Here is an 11,550-nt window from a genome sequence, read left to right as displayed (position 1 = left end):
GCGGGTTCAGGTGGTTTTGGCCAGGCTGATACGCCGTTTCGCCGGGCGGGCAAAGTCGAAAACCACCATGCTGGCGCCGCCGCGTATCCGCATCATGCGGGTGTTCAGACGGGTGCCGTTGCTCAGCTGCACCACGCCGCCCGGGTCGGTCGCGGGATTGGCGCTGGTGACGAAACGGGCGATGTCATCCCACCTGTCCGACGGCAGGCAGGACTGTTGCCACAGGTCCAGGGAATCGCGGATTGACACTTCGGCGCAGCTGCGATCGGGATCGGTTTGCCAGATCTCGCGATACAGCTCGTTGCACAGGTAGAGCTGACCGCTGGCGGAAAATACCGCCACGGCCAGATCGAGGTGATCGATCACCGACTGGTTCAGTTCCAGGTCGGCGCGGAACCGGCGGGTCAGCGAAATTTCGGCGCTGATATCTTCGAACAGGAAGGCCACGGCACCGTCCGGATGCGGCCGCCCGCTGACCCGGTAGGTCAGCCCGGACGGCAGGTTCCAGGTTTCCAGATAGCGCCCGTCGGCGGCGGCATTGGCCAGGTCGTCCATCTTTTCGCGCCAGGACGTGTAATCCCTGGGTTCCGGCATGGTCTGGTTGTCGCGCAGCCGGTCGAAGAAGCTGTGCAGGCCGGGCCGGTTGCTGAGGAAACTCACCGGCAGGCCGGTCAGGTCGGCCAGGGCCGGGTTGAACAGCGCCAGTTCGCGTTTGCGGTTGAAAATCGCCAGCCCGATCGACAGCTGGGCGAAGGTCTTGGTCAGGGTCTGAACGAAATTCTTCTGCGCCGCCTGGCCCTGCACCACTGCGTTGACATCCATCGCGTAATGCATGGTGAAATCGTCACCCCGCACCGAGGTCACGTCGTACCACAGTTCCTCGGCGCCGTTGTTCACGGTCACCGACATACGGTTGCGCACTGTTGCGTCCGGGCTGTTGCCCTGCAGATCGAAAAGCGGCGGCGTAACCGAGGAGGTTTTGAAACAGGCCTTTTTGACCTGGTCATAGGCTGCATTGCTCCAGCGCAGTTTGCCGTCCTGATCGGTCTGCCAGATCGGATAGGGCGCGCTGTGGGCCGCGTTGCACAGGGTTTCGATCCGCTCCGCCTGCAGCCGCTGGCGGTGCAGATTGCCGGCAGACAGGACCGGGTCGCCGGAATGTTCGATCAGGCTGACGCGGATCAGGCCGCGTATGTTTTCGATCACCACCTGCGATCGGGCGCCGATATCGGCCGAATCCAGCGTGATCGGTTGTTTGGAAAGCCCGTTCGGCGGCATCGCCGGAAAGCCGGGAAACCGCGGCATCAGCAGCTTGGCCAGTTCCTGCCAGTCGCAGCGATCGCTGCACAGGCCAAGCAGATCTTCGCCACCTTCGCTGGCATCGAGAAGCTCCGGCCCGTCATAGAGGAACCGGGTCGACCGCGCCGATCTTGCCTGAGGGTTCGGTTCCGGTGCCGCGGGCCGGGAAACGACGTGAAAGGTAAGCGAAGCGACTGACAAGGAAATGGCACTCACGACCATTAAACTTTGTAAATCAAGCATTGTATAAACCCTTCAAAATACTCGGAAAGATTTAGTAAAATGCGTTAATAAAAGTTTAATTTAGGGGGGGATCAGACCTCCAGGGGGCGGTTTTTACCGATTGGAACCGCGTTTTCCCCGCTTTCGGCGTCGATTTCGCGCCGCGGCCAGACCACTTCGACAATCGCGCCGCACCGTTCGGAATCGGCGTTGTAAGGCGGGTGCGGGTCGCGGCCATTGGCGAAACTCAGCTCCGCCCCGGACCGTTCCAGCAGCGTCTTGGCGATGAACAGGCCCAGCCCCATGCCTTCGTATTCGGGGCGTTTGGTATCGTCGGCTTGGCTGCGTTTGCGGCGCATGAAGGGGTCGCCGATCCGGCCGATCAGATGCGGCGGGAACCCGCGCCCGTCATCCATGATCCGCACGCAGATCGTGTCATTGGACCATCCCGCTTCGATCCAGACATTGCGGGCGGCGAAATCGACACCATTCTGGATCAGGTTGCGCATCCCGTGGATGATTTCCGGACGGCGCAGGATGCTGGGCTGCGTCGTCGGGTCCAGCTCTGCGCTGGCTTGGTCGAAATGAATCAGCTTGCCGCGATCCATATGCGGTTCGGCGGCTTCGCGCAGCACCGCCATCAGCGGCGCCTGGCGAAGGTGCAGGTCGTCCTTGCCCGCCTGCCCCATCGAATGCAGGATATCGCGGCAGCGATCGGCCTGTTCGCGGATCAGCCGCGCGTCTTCTTGCAGTTCCGGCTGGTCTTCCAGGTCTTCGATCAATTCGCTGCTGGTCAGCTTGATCGTCGCCAGCGGCGTGCCCAGCTCATGCGCGGCGGCGGCCACCACGCCGCCGATATCGGTCAGCTTCTGTTCCCGCGACAGCGCCATGTAAGTCGCCTGCAACGCGTCCGACATGGCATGCATTTCCACCGTCACCCGGCGCGAATAGGCGCCGAGGAAGATCACCGCGATCACCGTGGCGATCCAGTTGCCGAAGACGAAAATGTCGGGCACCCGCAAAACGTGATCGTCCGCGGTCTTCAGCGGCAGGTGGAATTCCGCCAGCAGCGTCACCGCCAATATGGCCGTCATCCCAAGGAAGATCGTCGAGCGCAGCGACAGGGCCGAGGCCGACACGATCACCGGGGCGAGGATCAGGATCGAAAACGGGTTATGCAGCCCGCCGGTCAGGTACAAAAGCAGCGACAGCTGCAGCAGGTCGAACAGCACCATCAGCAGGTTTTCGTTTTCCGTCAGCCGTTTGCTTTCGGGAAAGATGAACATCGCCACGAGGTTGCCGAGCACCGACACCGAGATGACCAGCAGGCACAGGCTGAGTTCCAGCTGCAGGCCGAACATGCGCTCGGCGACGAAAATCGCCGTCAATTGCCCGGCAATGGCGGCCCATCTGAGCAGGATGATGGTGCGCAGCTTGATCCAGTTGCCGCGCTCCTGACCCTTCAGCACATCGAACTTGGTTTCCGCCATGCGCGCCTTCGCCCCGTTGAACTTCTGGTTTCAGTGTTAAATATGCAGGTACATCAATCAATACACCGTTCCGGAACCAAGGACAGCATCATGAACCGCACGCTTATCGCTTCGATCTCGGCCGTTGCCGTAACCGCCCTGTTGGGGGTGACCTGGTTCGTGACCTCGGGGCCGGGGCCGGATGACAAATATGCTGACTGCCGCACCAGCGCGGTGGCCGGCGGGGCCCAGATCGGCGGGCCGTTCACCCTGGTCGATGAGACCGGCAAGACGGTGACCGACAAAGACGTGATCGATCAGCCGACGCTGCTTTACTTCGGCTATACCTTCTGCCCCGATGTCTGCCCGCTGGACAATACGCGCAATGCCGAGGCGGTCGAAATCCTGGAAAACCGGGGCAAGATCGTAAAACCGGTGTTCATTTCCATCGACCCCGACCGCGACACGCCCGAATTGCTGGCCGATTTCACCGATTACATGCATCCGCGCATGATCGGGCTGACCGGGACTCCGGAACAGGTCAAGGCGGCCAGCCAGGCCTATCGCACCTTCTATCAGAAACAGGAACCGGAAGCGGGCGACGAGGAATATTACCTGATCGACCATTCGACCTTCACCTATCTGGTGTTCCCCGATGACGGCTTTGTCGAATTCTTCCGCCGCGACCTGACGCCCGAGCAAATGGCTGACAGGGTTCAGTGTTTTCTTGACGCGCATGGTTGAAATTAGGACCGACCGGGATCATTTGACGCAGGGGGACCCGCGCTATAGAACCATCTAAACACCGAGCGCGCGACTTTGGAGGAGCGACATGACCGATCAGATGCAGGATATTGGCGAGGACAAATCGCTTCTGATCGTCGACGATGACGAACCGTTCCTGAAGCGTCTGGCGAAAGCGATGGAAAAGCGCGGGTTCGAAGTGGAAACCGCCGGGTCGGTCGCCGCCGGCAAGGCGATCGCCACCGCCCGCCCGCCAGCCTATGCGGTCTGCGACCTGCGGCTGGAAGACGGCAACGGGTTGGACGTGGTCGAAGTGCTGCGTGAAAAGCGCCCCGATTGCCGGGTCGTGGTCCTGACCGGCTACGGCGCCATCGCCACCGCCGTCGCGGCGGTCAAGATCGGCGCCACCGATTACCTGTCGAAACCCGCCGATGCGACCGACATCACCAATGCCCTGCTGGCGACCGGGGACGAATTGCCGCCGCCGCCGGAAAACCCGATGAGCGCGGATCGCGTGCGCTGGGAACATATTCAGCGGGTGTATGAACTCTGCGACCGCAATGTCAGCGAAACCGCCCGGCGCCTGAACATGCACCGCCGTACGCTGCAGCGCATCCTGGCCAAGCGCAGCCCGCGCTGATCGCTGTGACAAGGGCGGGTGAGCGGCCTGCTTTGACCCTCAGAAACTGAACATCGCCAGCTGGGTCCGGGCCTCGGCCCGCAGCCTTGCGGCCAGTTGCGGGTTTTCCGCCAGCCAGCTGTGATAGCCGTCATCACCCTGGCCGACGATCATCGCATGGTTTTGCCGGTCTGCACCGTCTTGCTGAAGCTCGGCAAAGCTTTGTTTCAGTTCGCTCAGGATGGCGGAACATTGCGCCGATTGATCCTCGCTCAGCATCTGCCGTTCGGCTGCTGCGCTGCACAGGAAATAACTTGCGACAAGCGCCAGTATATCGGTCGTCATGGGCCACCCCCATCCTGCCAGGTACCGCGCCGCCCCGCCTGTCGGGGCAAGATGCGCCATCTGAATCCCCAACGGCAGGTTCGCGGGATTGTTGAAGGGAAATTCCCTATGCCCGCGCCCGGTGTTGCGCGATTGCACAGGGGGGAAAGCCGGGGATCAATCGAGGTCGAAGCGTTTCAGAACCTTGTCGACCACCTGCCCGTCCTTCAGCCGGTAATCGTGCCAATGGTCATAGGTGCGAAATCCGCGGCTTTGGTAATAGGTCAGCCCGCTTTCGTTATCGGCGCGGATATTGGCGTTGATCCAGGCATAGCCAAGATCGCGCGCCGCAGCCTGCGTCGCGTCGAACAGTTGCGACCCGATCCCCAACCCGGTCTGCCCGATCCGCACGAAAGACGCGATATCGCAGGCCACGCTAGGCAGGTAATCCTGCGGCCCGATCCATTGGAAGCCGATGATTTCGCCATCCTGTTCCGCCACGTGCCACGCGGCGCGACCGGCGCCCGCTTCGATCCAGTCCCACAGCATGTCGCCGGTGACCGGATCGGTGATCGCCGTCGTACCGCCCGCCGCGATGATGCCGTTCAGCAGATCGGCCATCTGCCGGGTGTCGAGCCGGGTGGCGCGGCGGATCTTCATTTCAGCAGTCCTGCAGCAGGGCTTCGATCCGGGCGGTGTAATCGTTGCGCGCCTCGACCGGCGGGCGCAGCCGGATCGACAGGCCCTCGATTACCTGCGGGTCGGGCCTGCCGAAGAATTTGTTGGCTTCTGTGACCGAAAACCCGGCGATCTGCGTGGCCTCCATCCAGGCGCTGACCCGGTCGGCCTTCTTGATCTGTTTCTTCACCGTTACCGGGATCGCCGCGGGCAGGCCGAAGCGGATATGGATCGCCGCGATCAGCCGCTTGTCCAATTCGTCATATCCCGGCCCCACCGCCGCCTTGACCGGCGAAATCATGTCGCCGATCACGTATTCCGGCGCATCGTGCAGCAGTGCCGCCAGCCGCCATTTCACCGGCGTTCCGGGATACATGCGGGTGAACAGATCCTCGACCAGCAGCGAATGCTCGGCCACCGAATAGGCGAAATCGCCCAGCGTCTGCCCGTTCCAGCGTGCCACGAAGGCCAGCCCGTGGGCGATGTCCTCGACCTCGATATCCATCGGGGTCGGGTCCAGCAGGTCCAGCCTGCGGCCCGAAAGCATCCTTTGCCAGGCGCGGGGTTGTTTGGCGGCCATGTCGCGATCTCCTGATCCTGGGACCCTAGGTAGCGCCCTGCGAAAGGTGGCGCAACGGATAGGCGGGCGCAGAACGCGGTGGCATCGAAATTTCGCGGGCCCGTTACCCCCAAAAGGCGCGAAACCCCAATCCTTCATTGTCTGGTCATGGGGTGGATGTTATCTGCCTAGCAAACCGTGTTTGTAAGGAGCCATCCGGATGGCAAACGATTATATCGTAAAAGACATCAATCTGGCCGAGTTCGGCCGCAAGGAACTCGACATCGCCGAGACCGAAATGCCGGGCCTGATGGCGCTGCGCGCGGAATATGGCGACAGCAAGCCGCTGAAAGGCGCGCGCATCGCCGGGTCGCTGCACATGACGATCCAGACCGCTGTTCTGATCGAAACGCTGGTGGCGCTTGGCGCCGATGTCCGCTGGGCCTCGTGCAACATCTTTTCGACCCAGGACCACGCGGCGGCCGCGATCGCGGCCAGCGGCGTTCCGGTTTTCGCCATCAAGGGTGAAACGCTGGAAGAATACTGGGATTATGCCGACCGCATCTTCCAATTCGAGGAAGAAGGCGGCGCCAACATGATCCTCGACGATGGCGGCGACGCGACGCTGTACATCCTGATGGGTGCGCGGGTCGAAGAAGGCGAAACCGACCTGATCGAAACCCCGACCTCGGAGGAAGAGGTCGCGCTGTTCGCGCAGATCAAGAAGCGGCTGAAGGAAAGCCCCGGCTGGTTCACCAAGCAGCGCCACATGATCAAGGGCGTGACCGAGGAAACCACCACCGGCGTGCATCGCCTGTACCAGATGATGGAAAAGGGCCACCTGCCCTTCCCCGCCATCAACGTGAACGATTCCGTCACCAAGTCGAAATTCGACAACAAATACGGCTGCAAGGAATCGCTGGTCGACGGTATCCGCCGGGCCACCGACACCATGATGGCCGGCAAGGTCGCCGTGGTCTGTGGTTACGGCGATGTGGGCAAAGGCTCGGCCGCGTCGCTGCGCGGCGCCGGCGCCCGGGTGAAAGTGACCGAGGTCGATCCGATCTGCGCCCTGCAGGCCGCGATGGACGGGTTCGAGGTTGTGACGCTGGAAGACGCGGTGTCCTCCGCCGATATCTTCATCACCACCACCGGCAACAAGGACATCATCCGCATCGAGCATATGCGCGAGATGAAGGACATGGCGATCGTCGGCAATATCGGCCATTTCGACAACGAAATTCAGGTCGCGGCGCTGAAGAACCACAAATGGACCAACATCAAGGACCAAGTGGACATGATCGAAATGCCGAGCGGCGCACGGATCATTCTGCTGTCCGAAGGCCGTCTGCTGAACCTCGGCAACGCCACCGGTCACCCGTCCTTCGTGATGTCGGCCAGCTTCACCAACCAGACGCTGGCGCAGATTGAACTGTGGACCCGTGGCGAGGAATACAAGAACGAGGTCTACATCCTGCCCAAGCACCTGGACGAAAAGGTCGCCCGGCTGCATCTGGACCGGATCGGCGTGAAGCTGTCCAAGCTGAGCAAGGACCAGGCCGATTATATCGGCGTCAGCCCCGAAGGCCCGTTCAAACCGGAACACTATCGGTACTGATATGCGGGCAATCGTCTACGGTGTCGGTGCGATTGGCGGGGCGGTGGCAACCGCCCTGTCCAAGAACGGCATCGAGGTGATCGGCATCGCACGCGGTGCCCAACTGGATGCGATCAGGGAAAACGGATTGCGCATGCGTTCGCCGGATTTCGACGAACGGGTGCGCTTCGACTGCGTCTCTGATCCGGCGGAAATCGACTTTCGCGAAGACGACGCGATCCTGCTGTGCATGAAGACGCAGGATACCGAGGCGGCGCTGGAGCGGCTGCGCGCGGCGGGGGTCGTGGAGCAGCCGATCTTCTGCCTGCAGAACGGCGTGGAAAACGAACGCATCGCGCTGCGCCGTTTCCCCAATGTCCATGCGCTTTGTGTCATGCTGCCGGCGAGCTTCCTTGAACCCGGCGAAGTGGTCGGCTGGTGCGCGCCGCGTTTCGGCATGTTCGATTTCGGCCGCTACCCGTCGGGGCACGACGCCGCCGACGAAGCGCTGGCAAAGGCGTTTGAAGGCAGCATGATCGAACCCTTCGTCGCCGACGATGCGATGGCGTCGAAATACGGCAAGCTGCTGATGAACCTGTCCAACATCCTTCAGGCCGCCTTGGGCCGGGAGGTGGATTACAAGGATCTCTCGGAACGTCTGAAAGCCGAGGCGATCGCGGTATACGAAGCCGCCGGAATTGCTTGGAAAGATGTTTCCGCCGCCGATCCCCGGCGCGACGCGCTCATGAAAACGGGCGAAGTGCCCGATGTGCCGCGCGTCGGCGGGTCCACGGCGCAAAGCCTTGCCCGTGGCGCGGGGTCGGTCGAAACCGATTACCTGAACGGTGAAATTTCGCTGCTGGGCCGGTTGCACGGTGTGGCCACGCCGCTGAACGACGCGATGACCCGGCTGGGCGCACGTCTTGCCCGTGACGGCGCTGCGCCGGCATCGCTTGAACGCGCCGAGCTGGATGCGCTGATCGCGGGCTGACCGCCCGCAGGTTCGGGGTGTCAGGCGGTATCGAGGCGGAATTTCAGAAAACGCGCGCCGTCATATTCGATCTCCTCAACGAATTCCGCGCCCATCCGTCCGAGCGCGCCAAGGTTCCTGCGTGACGGCGGCAACAGGAAGGTCACGAAGGGAATGCGATCATCGGCCCGCGCGAAGGCGATTGCTTTCCACGCGATGCGCGCGCCCAAGCCAAAGGCGTCGGGCCGCAATACCAGGCCGAAATCCCATTCATCGCCCTCTCTTTGGAAACCGCCCCACCCGACATAGCTGCCGTCACACAGAAAGGCCCAGTGGCCAAGCCCGTCGCGGCGCCAGCAACCTTCTTTTGCGGCGACGAATTTGGCAACCATGTCGCGATCCCATTCGAATGTCAGAAGCGGCATATGTTCGGCCACGCGCGGATCGGACATATGGGCGATCAACGCGTCCGGTGAAATTTCCGGCAGCCGAGTGAAGGTGATTTCCTGTTTCTGAGCGGGGATCATGAAAGGGGTATCCGGAAAAGCAATTGAAGCCCCATACGACCGTGATACGCCCGGTGATACAAGCGAACCTGGCGGGGCGTGAGGTCAAGATTTGGTGTACAGCCACTCGATTGCTTCGGGTTGGTGGGTGCAGAAATGTCTTCCGGTCCGAGGCAAGGCTGGCTAGCCTTCAATCACCTGTGTCGGGCAGAACGATATTTTAACGACGATATTCATGGGCTGATTGATGGGAAAACGGGACGAGCTGATCGCGACATACGCCGAGGATCTGAAAACCAAATGCGGCATGGAACCGGATATGGACCTGCTGGAAAGGGTGACCATCGGCTGCGGCCCGGTGATCTATGATCCCGACGGGTCGATCGTGGCGGCCAGCCAGCAATCCGAACTGGCGCTGATCCGCAACAATTTCCTGATCCGCAAGCTGAGCCTCGACGACGGGCCGGAGCTGATGGCGGCGATCCGGTCGGTGATCGACGATTACGGTCGGGATGAGCCGCGCAAATACCGCGCCGTGGTCTATTACATGCTGGTCAAGCATTTCGGCCGGGAAAACCTCTATCGCTGACAAGGGGCCGGGGTAAATGTTTCAGACTGTATCGGGATCGCGCCGGAACCGGCAGCTTTATGCGCATTGCAAAAGCGATGACGCGGGGCTGCGGCTGGACTTGATCAAACCCGGTGGTTAGGAACGGGAAAGATCGAAGCAAACTGAAGGGTCAGGCAATGACACGGTCTCTTTTCGGCACGGACGGGGTGCGCGGGCTTACCAACAGTTTCCCGATGACGGCGGAGTTGGCGATGAAGCTCGGCGCGGCGGCGGGGCGGTATTTCCGCCGCGACCAGCAGGAACACCGGGTGGTGATCGGCAAGGATACCCGGCTGTCCGGTTACATGCTGGAAAACGCGCTGACCGCTGGCTTCACCTCGACCGGCATGAACGTGCTGTTGCTGGGCCCGATGCCGACCCCGGCGATCGGATACCTGACCCATTCGATGCGCGCCGATGTCGGCGTGATGATTTCGGCCAGCCACAACCCCGCCTATGACAACGGCATCAAGTTCTTCGGCCCCGACGGGTTCAAGCTGTCGGACGAGGCCGAGGTGGAAATCGAACGGCTGCTGAACGAAGGCGTGGCGCTGGCCGCACCGGAAAATATCGGCCGGGCCAAGCGGATCGACGACGCCCTGGGCCGTTACGTGGAATATGCCAAGACCACCTTCCCGAACAAGCTGCGGCTCGACGGGCTGCGGGTGGTTCTGGATTGCGCCAACGGCGCCGCCTACAAGGCGGCCCCCTCGGTGCTGTGGGAACTGGGCGCCGAGGTGGTGCCGGTCGGCGTCACCCCGAACGGGCTCAACATCAACGACGGCTGCGGATCGACCGACACCGCGTTCGCTGCGGCCAAGGTGCGCGAAACCCGCGCCAATCTGGGTATCTGCCTCGATGGCGACGCCGACCGGGTGATCATCCTGGATGAAAACGGCGAACAGGCCGATGGCGATCAGATCATGGCGCTGATCGCGTCGCTGTGGAAACGCGACGGGACGCTGGCGGGCGACACCCTGGTCGCGACGGTGATGTCGAACCTGGGGCTTGAACGCTATCTCGAAGGTCAGGGCATCGCTTTGGAACGCACCGCCGTGGGCGACCGCTACGTGGTCGAAAAGATGCGCGCGCAGGGCTTCAACCTGGGCGGTGAACAGTCGGGCCATATCGTGATGACCGATTACGCGACCACCGGCGACGGGTTGATCGCGGCACTGCAATTCCTGCGCGCGATGGTCGAAACCGGCCGCAAGGCCAGCGACCTGGCCCGCGTCTTCGATCCGGTGCCGCAGATCCTGCGCAACGTGCGCTTCGCGCCGGGGCAGCTGCCGCTGGAAACCGATTGCGTGCAGCAGGCCATCGCCGAGGGCGAAAAGCGGCTGAACGGCGACGGGCGGCTGCTGATCCGCAAATCGGGCACCGAACCGTTGATCCGGGTGATGGGCGAATCCACCGATCAGGCCCTGCTGGACGAGGTCATCACCTCGATATGCAGCGCGGTCGAAACTGTCTGTTAAGCCGAAACAGAGCCTGTTTTAAAGATCAGAACAGCGTCAGCACCGCCCCGATGATGGTGCAGCCGCCGGTGGCGTAACCGCCGTCGATCAGGCTCAGCGCGCGGGGTTTGCGGGCGAAGGCGTAATTGGTGACGATCCACGGCGTCACCAAGAACAACCCGACGCCAAGCCCGGCCACCACACCCATGCCCAGCGTATCGATGCCGGCCAGCGAAAAGATGTGCCGCATCATCCCGGCCACGATCACCACGCAGATGAAGGACACGATATAGGGCATCGGCGAACGGTCCTTGGGCTGCCCGTCCTCGTTCGTTTCCACGCCCGAGGCCGCCGTCCAGGCCTTGGTGTTGATCATGTACCAGATCGCACCGAACCCATAGGCGGCGATTGCCGCCACGAAGACGTTCACGAATTCCATTGCTTTCTCCCCTATCCGCAATGTGTTGCGCGGGAAGACTGCCCGATCTTTTTGAAC

General features: G+C 62.1%; 13 protein-coding genes. 6 read left to right on the top strand and 7 right to left on the bottom strand.

Features of this window, described 5'->3' with window-relative positions; genetic code table 11:
* Window positions 1-6: 6 nt before the first annotated feature.
* Together GR167_RS20405 and regB are read right to left on the bottom strand one after the other, a co-directional pair.
* On the bottom strand, window positions 7-1,515 hold the full coding sequence (locus GR167_RS20405; protein ID WP_160973033.1) for a PAS-domain containing protein: 1,509 nt from the start codon (window positions 1,513-1,515) through the stop codon (window positions 7-9).
* Between the two features lie 98 nt (window positions 1,516-1,613).
* Window positions 1,614-3,011, bottom strand: a complete 1,398-nt coding sequence (gene regB / locus GR167_RS08470; protein WP_160973032.1) for a sensor histidine kinase RegB — start codon at window positions 3,009-3,011, stop codon at window positions 1,614-1,616.
* A gap of 90 nt (window positions 3,012-3,101) precedes the next feature.
* Here regB and GR167_RS08465 point away from each other — a divergent pair, with 90 nt between their 5' ends.
* Complete coding sequence (locus GR167_RS08465) at window positions 3,102-3,734, top strand: SCO family protein (RefSeq protein WP_160973031.1); 633 nt, start codon at window positions 3,102-3,104, stop codon at window positions 3,732-3,734.
* An 88-nt stretch (window positions 3,735-3,822) separates the two neighbouring features.
* Entirely contained in the window at window positions 3,823-4,374 is a 552-nt protein-coding gene (locus tag GR167_RS08460) for an ActR/PrrA/RegA family redox response regulator transcription factor (protein ID WP_160973030.1), read from the top strand.
* 39 nt (window positions 4,375-4,413) lie between these two features.
* Here the strand turns inward: GR167_RS08460 and GR167_RS08455 are convergent, their stop codons facing one another.
* From GR167_RS08455 to GR167_RS08445, 3 genes are all read right to left on the bottom strand, one after another.
* Window positions 4,414-4,698 (bottom strand): hypothetical protein, encoded by a 285-nt coding sequence (locus GR167_RS08455; RefSeq protein WP_160973029.1) that lies wholly within the window; start codon window positions 4,696-4,698, stop codon window positions 4,414-4,416.
* A 156-nt stretch (window positions 4,699-4,854) separates the two neighbouring features.
* The gene (locus GR167_RS08450) at window positions 4,855-5,337 is read right to left on the bottom strand and encodes a GNAT family N-acetyltransferase (protein ID WP_235915887.1); all 483 of its coding nucleotides are present in this window, start codon (window positions 5,335-5,337) and stop codon (window positions 4,855-4,857) included.
* Window position 5,338: 1 nt separating this feature from the next.
* Window positions 5,339-5,935, bottom strand: coding sequence for an HD domain-containing protein (locus tag GR167_RS08445; protein WP_160973028.1), 597 nt, complete (start codon window positions 5,933-5,935; stop codon window positions 5,339-5,341).
* 199 nt (window positions 5,936-6,134) lie between these two features.
* Here GR167_RS08445 and ahcY point away from each other — a divergent pair, with 199 nt between their 5' ends.
* Entirely contained in the window at window positions 6,135-7,532 is a 1,398-nt protein-coding gene (ahcY, locus tag GR167_RS08440) for an adenosylhomocysteinase (protein ID WP_160973027.1), read from the top strand.
* 1 nt (window position 7,533) lies between these two features.
* Window positions 7,534-8,502, top strand: a complete 969-nt coding sequence (locus GR167_RS08435; protein ID WP_160973026.1) for a ketopantoate reductase family protein — start codon at window positions 7,534-7,536, stop codon at window positions 8,500-8,502.
* A 20-nt stretch (window positions 8,503-8,522) separates the two neighbouring features.
* On the opposite strand, the gene GR167_RS08430 is transcribed toward GR167_RS08435, so the two are convergent.
* Entirely contained in the window at window positions 8,523-9,008 is a 486-nt protein-coding gene (locus tag GR167_RS08430) for a GNAT family N-acetyltransferase (RefSeq protein ID WP_160973025.1), read from the bottom strand.
* A gap of 226 nt (window positions 9,009-9,234) precedes the next feature.
* Between GR167_RS08430 and GR167_RS08425 the strand changes: the two genes are divergently transcribed.
* Window positions 9,235-9,576: a DUF2853 family protein gene (locus GR167_RS08425; protein ID WP_160973024.1), complete on the top strand. Its 342-nt coding sequence runs from the start codon at window positions 9,235-9,237 to the stop codon at window positions 9,574-9,576.
* A gap of 158 nt (window positions 9,577-9,734) precedes the next feature.
* Window positions 9,735-11,075, top strand: a complete 1,341-nt coding sequence (glmM, locus tag GR167_RS08420) for a phosphoglucosamine mutase (RefSeq protein ID WP_160973023.1) — start codon at window positions 9,735-9,737, stop codon at window positions 11,073-11,075.
* A 25-nt stretch (window positions 11,076-11,100) separates the two neighbouring features.
* On the opposite strand, the gene GR167_RS08415 is transcribed toward glmM, so the two are convergent.
* Window positions 11,101-11,493, bottom strand: coding sequence for a DUF1761 domain-containing protein (locus GR167_RS08415; RefSeq protein ID WP_160973022.1), 393 nt, complete (start codon window positions 11,491-11,493; stop codon window positions 11,101-11,103).
* Window positions 11,494-11,550 lie beyond the last annotated feature (57 nt).

The sequence above is a fragment of the Thalassovita mangrovi genome (assembly GCF_009857745.1).
GTDB classification, from domain to species: Bacteria; Pseudomonadota; Alphaproteobacteria; order Rhodobacterales; family Rhodobacteraceae; genus Thalassobius; species Thalassobius mangrovi.
The sequence above is the reverse complement of the archived record's forward strand: the minus strand, read 5'-3'. Positions and strand labels throughout refer to the sequence as shown.